The organism is Cryobacterium sp. BB736 (assembly GCF_014980265.1).
In the GTDB taxonomy this organism is placed as follows: domain Bacteria; phylum Actinomycetota; class Actinomycetes; order Actinomycetales; family Microbacteriaceae; genus Terrimesophilobacter.
The window spans coordinates 31,843-52,470 of record NZ_JABXWQ010000001.1; the positions used below are offsets into that span (position 1 = coordinate 31,843).

Below are 20,628 nucleotides of genomic sequence, written 5' to 3' on the forward strand. Positions count from 1 at the left end.
GGGTCATTGCGAAGTCAATCATGGCGAGCACACCGCCTCGGCGAAGCCCGGGTCGGTGTACTGCGTGCCCGTTCCGAAGTCGACGACGGCCTTGACCCGCACCAAGACCTGGCTGCCGAGCAGTCCGGGCGATGGCACCGTCGGATCGTCTGAGAAGGCAGTCCACCCCCCGAGCACTGCGCCGTCGTTGAACGACCACAGGTAGCTGACGGTGGGAGTGCCGGCGTTGATGGGCGGGTTCGCCGACGCGAGCTCGCCGACGACACAACTGAGCACGCTCGCCCGCGCGTTCACCGGGGTGACGGTCTGCGGGTCGGATGCCGGTCCGCAGAAGCTGTCGGAGAGGTCACGGCAGCCGCGGAAGCTGACCGTGAGCGGATGCCCGTAGACGCTGGAATCTGCGGTCGAGGTGAGCCAGCGGTCGGCCGGAACGTCGCGCCACGCGCCGCCGTTCACCTGGTACTGGAACTTCTCGGCAGACAGGCTCGCGACCGCCAGGTCGGCGCCCGCGCGCGCGTCGTACTGGCCGCCATGGGGTTCAAGCACCAGGCTCCCGCTCGCCTGGCCGGGAGGCCTCAGGCTCAGCACAGAACCGGAGGCGGTCGGGGTGCAGTAGTAGCCGTTGTCCGCGTAGACGACGTAGCGGTAGGTGCCGCCGTCGTCGGTCGAGGTGTCGACCCAGCCGCTGGCCACCGGACCACCGGATCCGGGGTTCGGTGCGCGACACACCGTCGGCATCGCGTCGCTCGCATTGAACCGTCCGACCGAGTAGCTCACCGACGGCGCTCCGTTTGCGGCGCTCGGTCCCCAGGTGACCCGGATGTGACCTTGCGCGTTGACGACCGCCGCGGCGACGCCGCCGGCGGTCTGGCTCGGCGGCCCGACCGTCGTCACCGCCACAGGGGCGTTGCGCTGCCAGGCGGCGCTGCTCAGCACTTGCGCGCTGTTGCGCGCGTACACGCTGATCGAATACTGGGTGGCCGGCGCGAGCTCCCCGCCGCTGTTGCTGAACGCGAACGTCGTCGTGCCCGGTCCGACCGTCGGCGACAGATCGACGCCGGGGCCGATGATGCGGATGGTGTAGCCGACGAGCGCCGACCCCGGCGACGGGTCCGGCACCGGGTTCCAGGAGACCGAGATGGACCCGCCGGCCGGTGCGGTGTTCGTCGGGACCGCGGAGATTCCGCTTGGCGCGGCCGGCAGCACGTCCGACCAGGCGCTGCTCGGCGCGGTCGCCGGAGTCGAGCGGCCGATCGAGTTGATCGCGACCACGGAGACGGTCAACGCGTTCTCGGGTCCGTTGCCTGGCGTCGGGATGTCGCAGCCGCTCGTGATGGCGCACGCGGTCGTGCTGACCACGTCACCGGCGCGAGTGGCGATGACCTCGTAGCCGGTGATCGGCGAGTTGTTCGCTGCCCCTGGGGTCCAGGCGACGGTGAGTCGCCGGTCACCGAACGAGGTGACGGTGACGCCGGTGACCGGGTCGGGGACATCCTGAATCTGGACGCGCACGCTGCCCCACACCGCGCGGTCAATGTCCCGAGTCGCATCGAGCACCCGGTACTGGATGTTGATGTCCTGCGGAGCCGCGTCCTCAGTGACCGTCACGGACAGCCGGCGGCTGTCCGGGCTCGGCACGACCTGCACGCCGGCTGGCAGCGCGGAACCGTCGATGCCGCGCACCTCGATCACCGACATCGGGCTGCCGGGGAACGGGTTGCCCGGTTCGTCGTTGGCGAGCACGTCGACGACGGTCGTCTGCCCGCGCGCGGCGATGGCGATGTCATCCGCCGGTCGCGCGAGAGGTCTGCTGGACGCCACTACCGAGAGCTGGATGCTGCCTGCCTTGCCGACGGTCAGCTCGTCCCTGACACCGAGCACGAGGGCGGTGGATGATCCCTTGACCGCGTTCTCCGCGGCGCGGATCACCAGCTCCTGCCCGGTGAGTGAGTAGCTGAACCCGACCGGCAACGGCGCGAGCGCCGTGTAGGTGAGCTCGTCCAAATCATCCGGATACGGGTAGGTGGTGAGCTCGAGCAGGTCGAGCACCTTCTCCTCGGCCGGTTCGAACTCGATGACGCCGCCATTGAACACGGGCGGCTGGTTCTCGCGCGGGGTGACGTTGATCGGCAGCACGAGGGTGGCGCGGCGACCGTTCGGGTCGTTCGCGCTCGCCCCGTCGGTGACCTCGAACGAGATCGACGCCGGCCCGAAGTACTTGTCCGCGGAGGTGAACACGAGCGTGTGGTCGTCGATGACAAGTGAATCGCCGTTGGCGTGAGTCGCCTGCACGGTCGTGCGGTCCGCGAGCCGCACCGTGCCGCCGCCGATCGCTACGACGTATTCTGCCAGGGGGATGCGCAGCGTCGACTCGCTGGGAATGGTGAGCGGCCGAGCCCGCCGGTTCACCTGCGGGAGGGCGTCGTCATAGCCGGGCACCCAGATGAAGGCGTACGACACGATCGTGGGATCGCCGGGGTGCGCAACCCCGAACGGGATGATCTGGCTCTTGTCGTGCACGCGCACCCGGATGCGCTGCCCGTCGGTCAAGTCCGCCGCACTGTCGAACCCGGGCAGCAGGGAGACCCGCAGCGACGACACCGGCCCGTCGGCGAAGAAGACGCCAGCGAGCACGTTCACGTCGACCTCGTCCCGGTCGAGGACATCCGTCAGGGTGAGCACGGTGTCGGTAGCGACCGGGTAGGAGAGCGGCGCCTCCGGGTCGACGGTCACGGTCAGGAACGCCGAACTGGTGCCGCCCAGCTCATTCTGTATCCGGTAGATGATGCCGTAGGAGCCCGGCGCTGCCGGAGCGGTGACGGTGACGACCTCACCGTTGGTCTCGGCGACGATATCCGGCGTATTCGGCTCCACCTCGACCACCCTCAGCGGGCTTCCATCGGGATCGGAGTCGTTGCCGAGCACTTGCACCGTCACCGTGCTGCCGGGTCTGGTGAGCACTTCGTCGGCGGTAGCCACCGGGTTGCGCGGCCCGTCGAGCCGGGCGGTGATGCCGACGCGGACGGTGCCGGTTGCCCGTGCGCCCAGCGCGTCGACGACCGTGTAGGTGAAGGTGTCCGTGCCAGCCGAGTAGGTGCCGGCCTCATAGGTGAGCGTGTCGGAGGTGACACCGACCACCGCGCCCTTCTGCGGATTGGTCGCCTGCCCCAGCAGCTGCACGGTGTCCCCGTCGGGGTCGATCCCGGACAGCGGGATGCTGATGGTCACCGACTCGCCCGCGAGCACGCGTGCGATGACGGGCTGCGGCGCCGGCGGCTGGTTGGTCTCCGGCACGGCCTCCCGCACCGCGATCTGCACCTGCGCTTGTGCCGCCTGACCGTCAGGGCCGGTCACCTCATAGGTCGCGGTGAAGTTGCCCGGCTCCTGGGGTGCGAGATAGCGGAGCATGGTGCCCGCCGCGAACAGCAGACCGGCACCGTCCCCGAGGGTCGTCGCCAGTTTCGGGCTGAGGGTGAGTTCTTCGCCATCCGGATGCGAGTCGTTCGCGAGCACCGGAATGTCGATCGCCGCACCGACCCGCACCGCGGTCGCATCGGAGACGGCGACCGGCGGCTGCAGCAGCGTCGGCCTGGGGATCTCGACGACCGTGACGACGCCCTCGGCCTCGGCGAGGCCGTTGCTGACCCGGTAGTTGAAGGTGACCGGGCCGGAGTCGAATGGCGCGGTCAGCGTCACGCGCACGGCACGCTGCTCGAGGACCTCGGCCTGGATGCCCGAGCCGGACGGGATGTTGTACACCCCGGTGAGCAGCAGTACGCCACCGGCAGGGTCGATGTCGGTGCCGGCGATGTCGACCGTCTCGGTGCCGAGCGTCTGCACGAACACGGTCTTCGGCACGGTGATGGGCTTGGTGTTGGCATCCGGCGGCGCGGCGACGTCGATGCGCACGATCCCGGTCGCGGACTGTGTCCCGTCGTTGACCACGTACTCGAGGTTGAAGGTGCGGGGTTGTTCGCTCAGGAAGCGGAAGGTGCCCCGCTCGAGGTTGGTCGTGATGGTCGCTCCCGCGACGGAGGGGACGCTGCCGAGACGCACCTCGCCGGTGCCGCCGCGCACGTGCTCGAGCGGCGACACTCGGATCTCCTGCCCGGCGTAGGCGAGCACCACGAAAGGTTCGGCGATGATCGGCACCTCGCCGGCCGGCGAGACCTCGACCGTCAGCGTGCCGAAGCCTTCGGCCGAGCCGTCGGTGACGCCGAGGGTGACGGTGCGGCTGGGGCCGCTGCCGCCGCCCTCCGTGAACACGACGACCCCCTCCGGCTTGTAGCTGACCTGGTCGGGACCGGCGACCGCGGCAGAGGACAGGTAGATGGAGTCACCGTCGGGGTCGACCCAGTCGCCGAGCACGGGGGTGCTGACCCGGCCGCCTTCGGCGACGAGCGTGGAGGAGTTGCGCACCTGCTGCGGCGGCGAGTTCTCCCCCGAGGAACGGACCGTGACGGTGACCCTGGCTGTCGCCTCGCCGCCGCGGCCGTCGCTGATGGTGTAGTCGAAGGTGAGGACTCCGGATGCCGCCGGCGTCAGGCTCAGCTGCAGTTGCTGCCGATTGTTGATGAGGTCGATCCGGCCGATCGCCTCGTCCAGCGGGGTGACCAGCGAGATGACCAGCACGTCGCCGTTCGGGTCGTAGTCGTTGAGCAGCACCGGCAGCACCGAGCTGCGGCCCGGCCGCGCACCGAACTCGTCCGGCACCGCCACCGGCGGCTGCTGGACCTTCTCGAACTCGGTCTCGGCATCCGGATCGTCGACGACGATCTCGTCGTCGTCCTGGGCGACGGTGATCAACTGGTCCCAGTTGTCGATCAGCTCACCCGAGCGCTGCACCGCCCAGGTGGCGCCGCTCGCCGGATCGTTCAGCACGACGCGGGCGTCGTTGACGTTGAAGGTCAGCTGCGCGGCGCCGGCCGGCATGGCGTCGAGCGTGAGCAGTTCGCCGTCGCCATCGCCGCACTTTCGCCAGGCACCGCCGTCCGACCAGGCCGCGTAGGAGCAGCCGTCGACCTCGACCGGCGCGGCGGCGAACCCGCCGCGACCGTCGACCAGCGTGCGAGGTTCGCCGGAGGCCAGTGGCACCGACAGCAACCCTCCGCTGAAGGCGATGAGAGCTGCCGACCCAGACGCGGTCGACGACTGCAGCCTCGGCCGGTCCGCGGCGCTGAACGCGTCGGACAGGTCGAGCTCGCGGCCGTCGACGACCAGCTGGCGTGAGATCGCGTCGAACAGCAGCCAGCTGTCGCCGATCCTGGCGACCGACAGTTGGGCGTTGACCTCATCGAACGCCTGCGGGACGGTTTGCACTGTCGACATCGAGCCGGCTGCGTCGACCAGGTAGAACTGTGCTGCTGCCTGCGAGTACGCGGCGAGCAGCCCTTGCTCATCGACGCTGTAGACGGCGCCGCCGCCCAGGTTCAGTGTGGGCTCCGATTCGAGGTCGAAGGTGCCGAGGTCCGCGACCGGCATGATCCACACGCGCCCGTCCCCGTCGGTCAGCACCGCGTTCTCTCCAGCGAGGAAGACCCTCGGCGCGAGCGTCGGCGTCGGCACGCCGTCGATCACCGTCGAAGTCGCGGGGTCGATGATGTCGATCCGCGCGTTGCCGCGGTCGAGCATGAGCACGTCCGCGCCGTGCTGCACCACCTCGAGCTCCGCGCCATCCGCCTCGACGATCGAGTTGAATTCGAGCACCTGGGTGTTGGCTCGCCCGATGACCTGACGCTCACCGTTGGCGACCCACACCGAAGCGTCGTTGAGGTTCACCTTCTGCGCCTCGTACCCGCCGGAGACCACGGCGACCGTCGCGACCAGGGCCGCGATGACGCCGCAGCTGGTCACCGTCGCGGCGAGCGATCGGTGGTCCTTCAGCCAGCGCTTCAGCATCGGTGGTCCGTCACTGGCCTATCTGCACGCATTTCTCGCCGCTGGCCGGCCCGGTGCGGCCTTCGCGGTTGACGGTGACTGTGATGCAGACACGGTCTCCGCGCTCGGCTGCGACCGAGAACGACTCGGACTGCTGGATGCTTGTGGAGCGTCCGCCGTCCGTCGAGATCTGATAGCTGTCGCCGCCAACCAGGCCGGGGTCGGACCAGCTGAAGGTCACGGCATCCGTGTGCAGCTGGGCCTCGATGTCGGTGACCTGCGGAATGTCCGCCAGGGTGCTTCTGAGCAGCACGATCGCGGCAACGGTGCCGAGAGTGATCACAAGCAGGGCGCTGATCACGGTGATCCACGCGAACGCCGCGATCGGTCGTCCGCCCGGTTCACGGCTGTTGGTCGACCGCGCCGTGCCCAGCTCCTGCGACTGCATGCCCCCGGCGGTCTGCGCCGTCCGCAGCCGTTTGCGCCGCCGCGGTGGGACCGCGGTCAGCTGCCCGTCCGCGACACGGATGCGCGTCCTTTCCCCGAGATCGCCGACGCTCCTGGCGGCCCAGTCGTCCACCGCGACCTCGACCGGCGTCTGGCGCACACCCAGCTGGGATTCGATGGATTGGAACTCCCGCACCAGCTCGAGGGCGCTCGCGGGCCGGTCCTCGGGTTTCCTGGACATCGCGCGCAGCAAAGCCTCCTCGAGAGCGGCCGGGACATCCGACCTGCCGAGGGGCAGCGGTTTCCCGCGGGTGATGCGGGCCATCAGGTCGGCCGGCTCGTTCGCCCCGCCGGGGATCTCGAACGGAGAACGCCCGGCCAGCAGCGAGTACACCGTCGCGGCGAGCGAGAACACCTCGCTGGCCACCGTCCCTGCCGTCTGGTCCAGCAGCACCTCTGGTGCCGACCAGGGGATCGACATGCCGACAGCCTCGAACTGGTCGGATTCGCTCAGCGTCGAGGCGATCCCGAAGTCGGAGAGCACCGGATGCCCGTACGCGGTCAGCAGGATGTTGGACGGCTTGATGTCGCGATGCAGCACCCCCTCGCGGTGTGCGGATTCGATTCCGCTGCCGACCTTGATGGCGATCGACAGCACCTCGACGACCGGGATCCGCTCGCGCCGGTAGCGCTCGCTCAGAGACGGCGAGCACAGCTCCATGACGAGGTAGGGCCGGCCGTCGGCTGACACGCCCGCCTGGTACACCGTGAGGATCGATGGGTGCGTGCTCAGCTGCGCCATGAGGTTGGCTTCGGCCTGGAACATCTGCCGCACGTGGTCGTTGACCATCTCGCTCAGCATGACCTTGACGGCCACTTGCCTGCGCGGCATGTTCTGCTCGTACAGGAAGACGTCGGCGAAACCGCCGGAGCCGAGCACGTGCACGTGGGAGAACCCGGGCAGCACCGGAGGCTGTGAAGGCAGACGCCGCGCCATGGTGCCCCCTCACTTCTGCCGTGTCCCCTTGGCGCCTCGGGCGGGCGCCACATCGGTTCCTACATTGTAGGCAAAGGGAGGGCGAACACTACTCGCCGCGGCGGCACCGGATCCGGTGGCCCGTCACCCCACTCCGAGGGGGCTGTCCGCGGCCGCTCAGCCGTCGACGCTGACGACGTCGACAACCAGGGCGGTGATGTTGTCGCGACCGCCCGCTGCGAGCGCGGCGTCGACGAGGGCCTTCGCGGTCTCCTCGGCCTCCATTCCCGCGGCCAGGTGCAGCCGCAGGCGCTCGTGGTCGACCTCGCGCGACAACCCGTCGGAGCAGATCAGAAAGCGCATTGACCGCTTCACCGGCAGGAGCCAGACATCAAGCATCGGTTCGGCGTTGAAGCCGACCGCGCGCGTGATGACGTTGCTCTCGGGGTGCTGTTCCGCATCCGCCGGATCGAGCAGTCCGGCGCTCACCAGTTCCTGCACGACCGAGTGGTCGACGGTGACCTGGGTGAGCAGATTGCCTTCGAGCAGGTAGACGCGCGAGTCGCCGATATTGAATACCGCCCACTGCGGCTGCTCCTCGGAGCGGGTGAGGACGGCCCCGGTGACGGTTGTTCCCACTCCGACGCCCTCGACATCCGTCGCCGACACCAGATCGACGGTCGCCTGCCGGAGCGCCTGGATGACCGCTTCCGGTGTTGTGAAGTCGTCACCGGCGAGTTCCGCGAGCCGTTTGACCACTGCGTCGCTTGCGACATCGCCGGCCGCGTGTCCGCCCATGCCGTCGGCGACCGCGAACACCGGCGGCAAGGCGACCAGGCTGTCCTCGTTGTGGGTGCGCTTGCGGCCGATGTCGGTCGCTGCGCCCCAGGCCAACTCGATCGCGCCGCCGTCCGGAATTCGGATGACCTGCTCTCCGGTGTTGGAACCGAGTTCCGTCATGTCCGCTCCCCCTGCTCGATCTCGATCCGGATGCCGTCGCCGATGTCGACGATGCTGCCGGAGAAGGCGACCATCGACTCCCCGCGTCTCAGCGTGAGTGGTTCCGCCCCTGGCAGCAGCACCGTGGTGCCGTTGGTCGGGCTGAGGCTCGTGACGACGACGGTGCGGCCCTCCTGTCGCACCGAGACGTGGGTGCCGGAGATCTCGCGCCGTCGGGACGGCACACGCACCAGCCGGAACGGCTTGCCGCCGGTGATGCGCGGCGTGCTCGGCGCACGGCCGATGAACGCTGGCACCTCGAGGCTGAATTCGTGGCTGCCGATCCGGATGCGGCTGCTGACAGGCGGTGTCGGCTGCGGTTCGTCGGCGACCGGCTCTGCCAGGCCGGCCGGCGACAGCTGCGCGGCCGGGGTCGGCACCGGACGGGTGGCCGGATGGCCGGCATCCGGCAGCAGGATGATCGTGTCGTCGTCGGCGACGTCGGCATCGTCGGCCGGTGCGTGCTGGATCGGCCCGATGATGACGGTGTCGTCGACGTCTGAGCGCACGGGACGATACTTCCACATCCACCCCACGAACAGGTGGGGAAGCGCTACTTCCCGATGTAGGACATCACGTGCTTGATACGCGTGTAGTCCTCGAATCCGTAGCTCGAGAGGTCCTTGCCGTAGCCGGAGTGCTTGAACCCGCCGTGCGGCATCTCGGCGACGATCGGGATGTGCGTGTTGATCCAGACGCATCCGAAATCGAGGTGCTTGGCGAAGCGCATCGCCCGGCCGTGATCCCTGGTCCACACCGATGAAGCGAGGCCGTACTGCACGCCGTTCGCCCACTCGAGGGCCTGCTCTTCGCCGGTGAACGACTGCACGGTGATGACAGGACCGAAGATCTCGTTCTGGATGGCGTCGTCGCTCTGCCTGAGGCCACTGACGATGGTGGGCTCATAGAAGTAGCCGGACTCCCCCTGCCTGCGCCCGCCGACTTCGACGTTGGCGTTCGACGGGAGCGACTCGATGACGCCCTTGACGCGCTCGAACTGGTGCAGGTTGTTGAGCGGACCGAACAGCACGTCCTCGGTCGGGGCGCCGGTGCGCACGTTCGCGCGCACGTACTGGACGGCGGCCGCGACGAATTCGTCGTGAATCGACTCGTGAACGAGGACGCGTGTGGCCGCGGTGCAGTCCTGGCCGGCGTTGAAGTAGCCGGCGGTGGCGATGCCCTCCACCGCCTTGTCGATGTCGGCGTCGTCGAAGACGATGACCGGCGCCTTGCCACCGAGCTCGAGGTGGACGCGCTTGAGGTCGCTCGCGGCCTCGCGCGCCACCTCCATACCGGCACGGACCGAACCGGTGATCGAGACCATCTGCGGGATCCGGTGCCTGATCATGGCTGCGCCGGTGGTGCGGTCTCCGGTGATGACGTTGAGCACGCCGGGCGGCAGGAACTCGGCGGCCACCTCGGCAAGCAGCAGCGTCGAAGTGGGCGTGGTGTCGCTGGGCTTCAGCACTGTCGTGTTGCCCGCGGCGAGCGCCGGTGCGAACTTCCACACCGCCATGTTGAGCGGGTAGTTCCACGGGGTGACCTGGCCGATGACGCCGATCGGCTCGCGACGGATGCTCGAGGTGTGGTCGGGCATGTACTCGGCGGTCGCCATGCCCGAGAGGTGGCGGGCTTCGCCCGCGAAGAAGCGGATCTGGTCGACGGAGAGCAGGATCTCGTCCTCGACGAGGGTCCCGAGCGGCTTGCCGGTGTCCTTCGACTCTGCCGCGGCGAACTCGTCGGCCCGTGCTTCCATCGCGTCGGCGATGCGGAACAGCGCGAGCTGCCGCTCGGCGGGAGTTGTCTCTCCCCAGGTCTCGAATGCCTTGGCGGCGGCGGCGAAAGCCGCGTCGACATCGGCGTCGCTCGACACCGGCGAGGTCGCGTAGGTCTCCTCGGTCACCGGATCGACGACGGCGAAGGATGAGTCGGCGTTCGCCTGCGTGAAGTCACCGTCAATGAAGTTGCGCAGTTCTGTGGTCATGTCTCCCAACCTAGCCACTGGTTCAGGGAAACTCCATGCCTCAAGGCAACCGATTTCGTCGTGAGAGTGGCGCGAATGTACTGATTCGCTTGTACAAGTGTCAGTTCACTGACAGAATCGCTATATGTCAACGCACGGGAAGAACGGCGGCCTCGATGACGTCTCCAAGGCGATCATCGAACAGTTGCAGAGCGACGGTCGCCGCTCGTACGCCGAGATCGGCAAGGCTGTCGGGCTCAGCGAGGCCGCTGTGCGGCAGCGCGTGCAGAAGCTGACCGACTCGGGCGTGATGCAGATCGTGGCCGTGACCGACCCGATGCAGCTGGGGTTCTACCGGCAGGCGATGATCGGGGTTCGCGTCGAGGGCGATTCGACAATCGTCGCCGATCGGCTGGCCGCCATCCGCGAAGTCGACTATGTCGTGCTGACGGCGGGCAGTTTCGACCTCCTGGCAGAGGTCGTCTGCGAGAGCGACGACGACCTGATCGCATTGCTCAACAAGGAGATCAGGAACATTCCGGGCGTGCAGTCCACGGAAACCTTCGTGTACCTGCGACTGAAGAAGCAGTTCTACAACTGGGGAACGAGATAGGGAAATGACAACGACAACCTCCGCTGGGATCAACCTCACTGAGGCCGACCTGCAGCAAAAGGCCAAAGACCACCTCTGGATGCACTTCGCGCGCCAGTCGACGATGGAGACCGACGGCGTGCCCATCATCGTGCGCGGCGATGGACACCACATCTGGGACAGCCGCGGAAAGCGCTACTTCGACGCGCTCAGCGGGCTGTTCGTCGTCAACGCGGGGCACGGGCGCAAGCGCCTCGCCGAGGCAGCGGCGCGGCAGGCCGAGACGCTCGCCTTCTTCCCGATCTGGTCCTACGCGCATCCGGCGGCCATCGAACTGGCCGACCGGCTCGCCGACTACGCTCCCGGCGACCTGAACCACGTGTTCTTCTCGACCGGCGGTGGCGAGGCGGTCGAGACGGCGTTCAAGCTCGCGAAGGCGTACTGGAAGCTGCAGGGCCGACCGACCAAGCACAAGGTCATCTCACGCTACGTCGCCTACCACGGCACGCCGCAGGGCGCGCTCGCCATCACAGGCATCCCGGCGATGAAGGAGATGTTCGAACCGGTCACCCCCGGCGGGTTCCGGGTGCCGAACACCAACTTCTACCGCGCCAAGGAGATGGGTTATGAGGGCGAGACCATCGAGGGCTTCGGTCAGTGGGCAGCGAACCGCATCGAGGAGATGATCCTTATGGAGGGGCCGGAGACCGTCGCGGCCGTCTTCCTCGAGCCGGTGCAGAACTCGGGCGGATGCTTCCCGCCGCCTCCCGGGTACTTCCAGCGCGTTCGCGAGATCTGCGACAAGTACGACGTGCTCATGGTCGCGGACGAGGTCATTACCGGGTTTGGCCGCATCGGCAACTGGTTCGCCTCGACCACCTACGGCTTCGTACCGGACATGATCACCTGCGCCAAGGGCCTCACCAGCGGCTACTCCCCCGCCGGCGCCACCATCGTGAGCGACCGCATCTACGAGCCGTTCCGCACCGGGGAGACAGCGTTCTACCACGGCTACACCTTCGGCGGGCACCCGGTATCGGCAGCTGTCGCACTGGAGAACCTCAACATCTTCGAGGAGGAGAAGCTCAACGAGAACGTTCGGGAGAACTCGCCGATCTTCCGGGCGACGCTGGAGAAGCTGCTCGACCTGCCGATCGTCGGCGATGTGCGCGGCGACGGCTACTTCTTCGGAATCGAGCTGGTCAAGGACAAGGACACGCGCGAGACCTTCAACGACGAGGAGTCGGAGCGCTTGCTGCGCGGCTTCCTGTCGAAGGCGCTGTTCGACGCCGGCCTGTACTGCCGCGCGGACGACCGGGGAGACCCGGTGGTGCAGCTCGCGCCGCCGCTGACCATCGGTCCGGCCGAGTTCGACGAGATCGAAAGCATCCTGCGCTCCGTGCTGAGCGAGGCGTGGACCCGACTCTGACCGACAACGCGTCGCACCCGAGCCTCTGGATGGACACGCTCGGGCGCGACGCGGTCGGACTGCGCGAGCCGCTGGCCGGCGACACCGAGGCGGACGTCGCCATCATCGGCGGCGGACTCACCGGCCTGTGGAGCGCCTACTACCTGCTGCAGCACCGGCCCGACCTGCGCGTCGTGGTGCTGGAGAAGCGGTTCGCCGGGTTCGGCGCCTCCGGACGCAACGGCGGCTGGTGCTCTGCGCTCTTTCCCAAGTCGGCGAGCGCGCTGGAGCGCCGTCACGGTTTCGCCGCCGCGGTCGCGATGCGGCGTGCGATGGTGGACACGGTAGACGAAGTCGGCCGGGTCGTCACGGCCGAGGGCATCGACTGCGACTTCCTGAAGGGCGGCACGCTGCTCTTCGCACGCACGCCCGCCCAGCTTTCAAGCGCGCGCGCCGACGTGGTGGAGTCGACCAGGTTCGGTGTCGACGAGTTGCGGATGCTCGCGGACCCCGACCGCGTGCTGGATCCGTCGTGCGCACGCGTGCATCCGGCGAAGCTCGTACGCGGCGTCGCCGAAGTGGTGGAGCGCCTCGGCGCGGTGATCCACGAGGCCACCACGGTCACGTCCTGGCAGCCCGGAGTCGTCACCACCGACCGCGGCGCGGTGCGGGCTGGCTCGATCATCGTCGCGACGGAGGGCTACGGCGCTGCCATCGCGCAGACCCACCGCTCGGTGCTTCCGCTGTACTCGCTCATGATCGCCACCGAACCGCTCCCGGATGCGCTCTGGGAGGAACTGGGGATCGAACACGGGCAGACCTTCTCCGACTACCGGCACCTACTGATCTACGGGCAGCGCACGGCCGACAACCGGATCGCGTTCGGTGGACGCGGCGCCAGATATCACTGGGGCAGCAGCATCCGGTCCGATTACGACCGCAGCACGCGCGTGTTCCACCATCTGCGCGAGGCGCTCGTCGACCTGTTCCCGCAGCTGGCGGACGTCGCCGTCACGCACAGCTGGGGCGGGCCGCTCGGTGTGCCGCGCGACTGGCACGCCGCCGTGCGGTACGACGAGCACACCGGCATCGGCTGGGCGGGCGGCTACGTCGGCGACGGGCTGTCGACCACGAACTTGGCCGGGCGCACGCTCGCGGAGTTGATCACCGGCGAACGCACCGAACTGAGCGAGCTGCCGTGGGTAGGGCATCGCTCCCGTGACTGGGAGAGGGAACCGCTGCGGTTCCTCGGTGCGAACGCCGGCCTGCTCGCGATGTCGGCCGCGGACATCGAGGAGCGCGTCACGAAGCGCCCCTCCCTCGTGGCGCGTGCGATGGGCCCGCTCGTCGGGCAGTGACCGGCCGCCGAGGCTGCCGATCGTCATTGAGTCGGGAGGAATGGCCCCTATCCGCTAGCTCATAACGGCCAAACCTCCCGACTCAACTGCACAACAAACTCGTTACGAAGCCGAAACGCGCGGTTCCGCGATTCGCCCGCTGGTAGCCTAGACGGGCCAGTTCACCCGAAGGAACCGATGATCGACGACCCCGAACTACCCCTCAGGCGGATTCGGCGTCGTCGGCGGCGCTGGCCTGCGATCGTCGGCGGGGTGGTCGTGGCGATTCTCGTCGCCGGAGCGGGCGGCGCCGGAATCTGGGCCGCGAACAACCCGCAGCACGTCCTGGACCGCGTCACGGTCTGGCAGTTCGAACCCACCGGGGACGTCGCCGGTCATGTCGAGCGCCTGAAGCTCACCGAGCACGGCGAATACCTGTACTACGCGAGCCAGCCGGAAGTGAACTCCGGAGAGGCGTTCGAGGCGAGTTGCCCGAGCCGCGATGAGGACTTCGGCATCCTCGGCTGTTACCGGCCCGCCGAAAAGCTCATCTTCATCTTCGACATCACCGACGAACGCCTCGACGGCGCCGAGGAGGTCACCGCCGCGCACGAGCTGCTGCATGCGGCGTGGGACCGGATGGACACCGACGAGCGCGATCGCCTTGCGGTGTTGCTCGAGGCCGCGTTCGACGCCCTCGCCGACGACGAGCGCTTCCAGGCGCGCATGGAGTTCTACGCCAAGACCGAGCCAGGGCAGCACGCCAATGAACTGCACTCGATCATCGGCACCGAGGTGCGCGAGCTGGCACCCGAGCTCGAGGAGTACTACGAGCGCTACTTCACCGACCGCAGCATCGTCGTCGGCCTGCACGAGCGCTCCAATACCGTCCTCACCCAACTGCGCGCCGAGGCCAGTGCGCTGGTGGAGCAGCTGGACGCCTTGGCTCTGGAGATCGAGGCCGACTACGAGGCGTACACGGCCGGCTACGAGCGGCTGAACGTCGACGTGGATGTGTTCAACGCTCGCGCCGACCGCGGCGACTTCGACAGCTCGTTCGCCTTCAACCGGGAACGGGATGCGCTGCTCTCCCGCCAGAAGGCGCTCGACGCCTTGTTCACCTCCATCCAGGACCGCAAGGGCCAGTACGACGAGATGGTGATCCAGCTCGGCGAGGTCGACGCGACCCTCGGCGAGCTGCAGCGGGGCCTCAACATCGGCTCCCAGGAAGCCGCCGACCTGTAGCCGACTACACCTCGTCAGAGACGGGGGCGGCGAACTGCGCGTCGTAGAGTCGGCGGTACGCCCCGTCCGCATCCAGCAGTTCCGCGTGGGTGCCCTGCTCGACGATGCGTCCCTTCTCCATCACCAGGATCAGGTCCGCGTCGCGGATGGTGGAGAGCCGGTGCGCGATCACGAAACTGGTCCGGTCGCTGCGCAGCGCGGCCATCGCATGCTGCACGAGCACCTCGGTGCGAGTGTCGACTGAACTGGTTGCCTCATCCAGGATGAGCACGCTCGGCTTGGCCAGGAACGCGCGCGCGATGGTGAGCAGCTGCTTCTCCCCCGCACTGACGTTGGACGCCTCGTCGTCGAGGACCGTGTCGTAGCCGTCGGGCAGGGTGCGCACGAACCGGTCCACGTAGCTGGCCTCGGCTGCCGCCTCGATCTCGGCCTCTGTGGCATCCGGGCGGCCGTAGGCGATGTTGTCGCGGATGGTGCCGCCGAACAGCCAGGTGTCCTGCAGAACCATTCCGGTGCGGGAGCGGAGGTCGTCGCGGGTCATGTCCCGGATGTCGACGCCGTCCAGTGTGATGCGCCCGGCGTCCAGCTCGTAGAACCGCATGATGAGGTTCACGAGCGTGGTCTTGCCCGCGCCGGTGGGCCCGACGATCGCGATCGTGCTGCCGGGTTCCGCGACGAGGTTGATGTTCTCCAGCAGCGGCCGGTCCGGTGAATAGGAGAATGACACATCCTGGAACTCAAGGCGCCCGCTGCGAGCGCCGGGGGTTGCCGGATGCTCAGGGTCGGGGGTCTGCTCGCGCGCGTCCAGCAGCTGGAAGACCCGCTCGGCGGAGGCGACGCCGGACTGGATCAGGTTCGCCATGCTGCCCAGCTGCGCGACCGGCTGGGTGAATTGGCGCGAGTACTGGATGAAGGCCTGCACGTCACCGAGCCGCATCGAGCCGCCGGCGACCTGCAGCCCACCGACCACGGCAATGGCCACGTAGAGCAGGTTTCCGACGAACATCATCGACGGCATGATGATGCCGGACACGAACTGGGCGCCGAAGCTGGCCTCGAACAACTCCTGGTTCTTCTCCTCGAAACGCTTGCCCACCTCACGTTGCCGGCCGAAGACCTTGACCAGCGAGTGGCCGGTGATGGCCTCCTCGACCTGCGCGTTCAGCTCACCGGTGTTCTTCCACTGCGCCACGAACATCGGCTGCGACCGGCGCGCGATCAGCGCGGTGATCACTACCGAGAGCGGGATGGTGACCAGCGCGATGAGGGTCAGCAGCGGCGAGGTGATGAACATCATGATCGCGATGCCGATGACCGTCAGGAGCGAGGTCAAGATCTGGCTCAGTGTCTGCTGGATGCTCTGCGACACGTTGTCGATGTCGTTGGTGACCCGGCTCAGCAGCTCGCCGCGGGGCATCCGGTCGAAGTAGCCGAGCGGGAGACGGTTGATCTTGTCCTCGACGTCCGCGCGCAGCGTGTAGATGGTGCGCTGCACGACGGCGTTGAGCACCAGACCCTGCAGCCAGCCGAACACCGACGCGAGCACGTAGAGCGTGAGCACCCACAGCAGCACCGTGCTGAGCGCAGCGAAGTCGATGCCGGCACCGGGGACCAGGTGCATGCCGCTCAGCAGGTCAGCCTGCTGGGTCTCGCCGGCCGCACGCAACTGGGCGATCACCTGGTCCTGGGTGACCCCGGCCGGCAGCTGCTTCGAGATCGCACCCTCGAAGATGAGGTTGGTGCCCTCGCCGAGAAGCTTCGGCCCGAGGACCGAAAAGACGACGCTGATGATCGCAAGCACTGTGACGGCGATAAGGCTCAGCCATTCCCCACTGAGCAGCCCGGCGAGCCGCCGCAGCGACCGGGCGAAGTTCAGCGGCTTCTCGACCGGCGCACCCATGTTCCAGCCGCCGCGCTCGCCCTTCGGCAGTCGCTCGGGCGAACGCTCCTCCTCGGGCTCGACCGCACCCGCCGAGTCGCCGGATGCGCGTTCCGCCTCGTCCCTGAAGCTCACGCCGCCTCCTCCGGGGTCAATTGCGACGAGACGATCTCTCGGTAGGTCTCGTTCGAGAAAAGCAGCTCATCGTGCGTGCCACGCCCGACGATCTCGCCCTTCTCCAGCACCAGGATCTGGTCGGCGTCGATGATGGTCGAAACGCGCTGCGCGACGATCAGCTGGGTCGCGCCGTGCACGTTGCTGCTGAGCGCCGCGCGGAGTCGCGCATCCGTTCCCGTGTCGAGCGCGGAGAACGAGTCGTCGAACACATAGAACTCCGGCTTCTTCACCAGCGCGCGGGCGATGGCGAGCCGTTGCCGCTGCCCGCCGGACACGTTCGTGCCGCCCTGCGCGATCGTCGCCTCGAGCTGGCCGTCGAGCTCCTCGACGAAGTCCCGGCCCTGCGCGATCTCCAGTGCAGCCCACAGCTCGTCGTCGGTCGCATCCGGCTTGCCGAACCGCAGGTTGGAGGCGACGGTGCCCGAGAACAGGTACGGCTTCTGCGGCACGAGCCCGATGAGACTCCAGAGCAGGTCGGGGTCGAGGTCGCGAACGTCGACACCATCGACCAGCACCGCGCCGGCGGTGGCGTCGACCAGCCGCGGGATCAGGCTCACCAGAGTGGTCTTGCCCGCGCCCGTGCTGCCGATGATGGCCGTGCGCGTGCCGGGCTGAATGGTGAAGCTCAGCGACCGGAGAACCGGCAGTTCCGCGCCGGGGTAGGAGAAGGTCACATCGCGGAACTCGAGCGAGCCGGGAACGCCAAGTTCGGTCACCGGCGATACGGGGGGCGTCACCGAGGTCTCGGTCTTCAGCACCTCCCCGATGCGGTCGGCGCTGACCGCGGCGCGCGGCAGCAAGACGCCAAGGAAGGTGGCCATCATGACGCCCATCAGAATCTGCACCAGGTACTGCAGGAAGGCCACGAGCGTGCCGACCTCGATCTCGCCGGCGTCGACCCGGAGCCCACCGAACCAGATGACCGCGACGCTTGAGACGTTCATCACGAGCAGCACGGTCGGGAACATGAGCGCGAACAGCCGGCCGGCGCGCAGCGCGGTGTCGGTCAGGTCCCGGTTGGCGGTCGCGAATCGCTCCCGCTCTGCCTTCTCGCGCACGAACGCGCGGATGACCCGGATGCCGGTGAGCTGCTCACGCAGCACCTGGTTCACCCGGTCGATGCGCTTCTGCATGAGCCGGAACAGCGGCACCATCCGCACGATGATCGCCCCGAGCGCGATCAGCAGCACCGGGATGCTCACCGCCATCAGCCAGGACAGCCCGACATCCTGCTGCAGCGCAAGGATCACGCCGCCGATGGCGAGGATCGGCGCGGAGATGAACAGCGTGCAGGTCATCAGCACGACCATCTGCACCTGCTGCACGTCATTCGTGGCGCGAGTTATGAGCGATGGTGCGCCGAAGGAGGCGACCTCACGCTCGGAGAATTCGCTCACCCGGTGGAAGATGCCGTCGCGCAGGTCGCGCCCGAGCAGCATCGCCGTCTTGGCGCCGAAGTAGACCGCGGCGATGGCCGCCGTGATCTGCACGAGGGTGACCCCGAGCATCACGCTGCCCACCATCAGGATGTACCCGATGTCGCCCGTGGCGATTCCGTCATCGATGATGTCGGCGTTGAGGGTCGGGAGGTACAGCGACGCGATCGACTGGGCAAGCTGGAAGGCTGCGACCGCGACAAGGAGGGGCCAGTGGGGCTTCAGGAAGCGCCCCAGCAGAGGAAGAAGCATAGGGAAGAGAGTGTACTCCGGCGGTGGGATCGCGGCTTCTACACTTGGGAAAAGTCAAGGAGGTCGGCGTGCGCGCGGTCAGCTATTCGGAGTACGGGGGTCCCGAGGTGTTGCAGGTGGTCGACCTGCCGGATCCGGAGGTCGGCGATGGCACGGTGCGCGTGCGGGTGCGCGCGGCCGGTCTGAACCCGTTCGACTTCAAGGTTCGTCGCGGCGGCTACCTGCCGTCGCATACCCTGCCGAGCCTGCAGGGTGCCGAGTTCGCCGGTGTCGTCGACGCGGTCGGTGATGGTGTCACCGGATGGGCTGCAGGCGACGAGGTGCTCGGCTGGGTCGGCCGCGGCGCGCAGGCCGAGTTGGTCGTTGTCCCCGCGAAGAACCTCGCGCGCAAGCCGGCTTCGCTGGACTGGGCGGCGGCCGCCGGGATCGGACTCGTCGGCAACACCGCGAAGCGGTCGACCCAATCGCTTGGCCTGGGCGACGCCGACACGGTGTTTGTGAGCGGCGCATCCGGAAGCGTCGGCCTGCTGAGCGCCCAGTTCGCGCTGCGCACCGGGGCGAAGGTCGTCGGCACCGCCGGCCCGGCGCACCACGACTTCCTGTCTGGCCTCGGCATCGTCCCGGTCGCCTACGGTGATGGCATGCTCGACCGGTTGCGCGAAGCCGCGCCACAGGGGTTCACGGCGATGCTGGACACGATCGGGGGCGAGTCGATCGAAGCCGGGCTCGCGCTCGGCATCCCGCCGGAACGCATCAACACCATCGCGGACAGCGCCTCGGCGCAGACGTATGGGCTGAACACGGTCGGCGGCGGCGGCAAGACCGCAGCGGAGCTCGAGGAGCTCGCGGCAGACCTCGCCGATGGACGCCTGGTGCTGCCGGTGCGCGCTGCCTTCCCTCTCGACCAGGTCGCTGACGCGTTCCGGGAGCTGGAATCACGCCACGGCTCGGGCAAGGTCGTGCTGCTCCTCTGACCAGCCCACCCGACGACGTTTGCATCCGAGGCCTAACGTTCGGCGCCGGGTGGCACAAAGGTCGTCGGAAGCTAGGCGAAGATCGCCGTAATCTGGGCGACCTCGTCGGCGGTGGGCTTCCACAGCGTGCCCAGACCGGCGTTCTGTTCGATCTGCTCAACGCTCGTGGCGCCAGCGATGACACTCGTGACGTTCGGCTGGGCGAGCAGCCAGGCGAAGGTCGCCGCGATCATGCTCACGCCGCGCTCGTCGCAGAACGCGCGGTAGCGCTCGACGGCGTCCCAGTTCACAGTCGCCATCAGCTCGGGCTTGATGACGGTGATGCGCGCGCCCTTCGGGCCGCCGTCCTTCGAGTACTTGCCGGTGAGGATGCCGTTGTACAGCGGGAAGAACGGCAGGAACCCCAGCCCATACTGGCGCACGGCCGGCAGCACCTCCTCCTCGACAGCGCGGGAGAGCAGGCTGTACTCGTTCTGCGCCGAGATGAAGCGCTGGTGCCCGTTCAGGCGCGCCGTGAACTCAGCCTCGGCGATCTGCCAGCCGGTCAGGTTCGAGTGGCCGAAGTAGCGGATCTTGCCCTCGTCGACGAGTTCATCGAGCGCCGCGATGGTCTCCTCGATCGGGGTGTGCGCATCCGGGGCGTGCAGTTGGTACAGGTCGATCCAGTCGGTCTGCAGGCGGCGAAGCGACGCCTCGATCGCGAGACGGATGTACCGGCGCGAGCCGCGGGCGCCCCAGTCGGGACCGTTAGCGCCGACCATGTCCATGCCGAACTTGCTCGCGAGCACGATCTGATCGCGGCGCCCCTTGAGCGCGTTGCCCATGAGCGTCTCGCTGAGCCCCCGCTCGTGGCCGTAGATGTCTGCGGTGTCGAAGAGTGTGATGCCGGCATCGATCGCTGCGCCGATGACCCGGTCGGTGCCCTCCTGTGTCTCCGTTGCCGTGTGGGCGCGGCCGAAGTTGTTGCACCCGAGGCCGACGGTGGAGACACGGAGCCCGGATGGGCCGAGATTGCGGTAGTCGATCGTTGCCATTCCCCTACGCTATCCGCTCCTCACCACGGCTC

The 20,628-nt window shown here is 68.1% G+C and carries 13 protein-coding genes; 5 read left to right on the plus strand and 8 right to left on the minus strand.

Annotated elements, in window-relative coordinates:
* Positions 1-18: 18 nt before the first annotated feature.
* From IRG63_RS00130 to IRG63_RS00150, 5 genes are all read right to left on the minus strand, one after another.
* On the minus strand, positions 19-5,898 hold the full coding sequence (locus IRG63_RS00130) for an Ig-like domain-containing protein (protein WP_193508822.1): 5,880 nt from the start codon (positions 5,896-5,898) through the stop codon (positions 19-21).
* A gap of 10 nt (positions 5,899-5,908) precedes the next feature.
* On the minus strand, positions 5,909-7,321 hold the full coding sequence (locus IRG63_RS00135; protein WP_193508823.1) for a serine/threonine-protein kinase: 1,413 nt from the start codon (positions 7,319-7,321) through the stop codon (positions 5,909-5,911).
* 156 nt (positions 7,322-7,477) lie between these two features.
* Positions 7,478-8,260: a PP2C family serine/threonine-protein phosphatase gene (locus tag IRG63_RS00140; RefSeq protein ID WP_168627842.1), complete on the minus strand. Its 783-nt coding sequence runs from the start codon at positions 8,258-8,260 to the stop codon at positions 7,478-7,480.
* Positions 8,257-8,808 (minus strand): hypothetical protein, encoded by a 552-nt coding sequence (locus tag IRG63_RS00145; protein WP_193508825.1) that lies wholly within the window; start codon positions 8,806-8,808, stop codon positions 8,257-8,259. The genes IRG63_RS00140 and IRG63_RS00145 overlap by 4 nt, the downstream gene beginning before the upstream one ends.
* Positions 8,809-8,852: 44 nt before the next feature.
* Positions 8,853-10,283 (minus strand): gamma-aminobutyraldehyde dehydrogenase, encoded by a 1,431-nt coding sequence (locus tag IRG63_RS00150; RefSeq protein ID WP_193508826.1) that lies wholly within the window; start codon positions 10,281-10,283, stop codon positions 8,853-8,855.
* A gap of 124 nt (positions 10,284-10,407) precedes the next feature.
* Between IRG63_RS00150 and IRG63_RS00155 the strand changes: the two genes are divergently transcribed.
* The 4 genes from IRG63_RS00155 (at position 10,408) to IRG63_RS00170 (ending at position 14,844) form a co-directional block, all read left to right on the plus strand.
* Positions 10,408-10,875, plus strand: a complete 468-nt coding sequence (locus IRG63_RS00155) for an Lrp/AsnC family transcriptional regulator (protein ID WP_168627845.1) — start codon at positions 10,408-10,410, stop codon at positions 10,873-10,875.
* Between the two features lie 4 nt (positions 10,876-10,879).
* Entirely contained in the window at positions 10,880-12,283 is a 1,404-nt protein-coding gene (locus tag IRG63_RS00160; protein WP_168627846.1) for an aspartate aminotransferase family protein, read from the plus strand.
* The gene (locus tag IRG63_RS00165; RefSeq protein ID WP_370566137.1) at positions 12,268-13,620 is read left to right on the plus strand and encodes an NAD(P)/FAD-dependent oxidoreductase; all 1,353 of its coding nucleotides are present in this window, start codon (positions 12,268-12,270) and stop codon (positions 13,618-13,620) included. Before IRG63_RS00160 ends, IRG63_RS00165 begins: the two co-directional genes overlap by 16 nt.
* A 177-nt stretch (positions 13,621-13,797) precedes the next feature.
* Positions 13,798-14,844, plus strand: coding sequence for a hypothetical protein (locus IRG63_RS00170; RefSeq protein WP_193508827.1), 1,047 nt, complete (start codon positions 13,798-13,800; stop codon positions 14,842-14,844).
* A 4-nt stretch (positions 14,845-14,848) separates the two neighbouring features.
* On the opposite strand, the gene IRG63_RS00175 is transcribed toward IRG63_RS00170, so the two are convergent.
* Positions 14,849-16,858: an ABC transporter ATP-binding protein gene (locus IRG63_RS00175; protein WP_370566138.1), complete on the minus strand. Its 2,010-nt coding sequence runs from the start codon at positions 16,856-16,858 to the stop codon at positions 14,849-14,851.
* Positions 16,855-18,588, minus strand: coding sequence for an ABC transporter ATP-binding protein (locus tag IRG63_RS00180; RefSeq protein WP_168627848.1), 1,734 nt, complete (start codon positions 18,586-18,588; stop codon positions 16,855-16,857). Before IRG63_RS00180 ends, IRG63_RS00175 begins: the two co-directional genes overlap by 4 nt.
* A 68-nt stretch (positions 18,589-18,656) precedes the next feature.
* Here IRG63_RS00180 and IRG63_RS00185 point away from each other — a divergent pair, with 68 nt between their 5' ends.
* Positions 18,657-19,562: an NADP-dependent oxidoreductase gene (locus IRG63_RS00185; RefSeq protein WP_168627849.1), complete on the plus strand. Its 906-nt coding sequence runs from the start codon at positions 18,657-18,659 to the stop codon at positions 19,560-19,562.
* A 71-nt stretch (positions 19,563-19,633) separates the two neighbouring features.
* Here the strand turns inward: IRG63_RS00185 and IRG63_RS00190 are convergent, their stop codons facing one another.
* Positions 19,634-20,596 carry an aldo/keto reductase gene (locus tag IRG63_RS00190; protein ID WP_193508828.1) on the minus strand — a complete coding sequence of 321 codons (963 nt, stop codon included), beginning with the start codon at positions 20,594-20,596 and terminating at the stop codon, positions 19,634-19,636.
* Positions 20,597-20,628 lie beyond the last annotated feature (32 nt).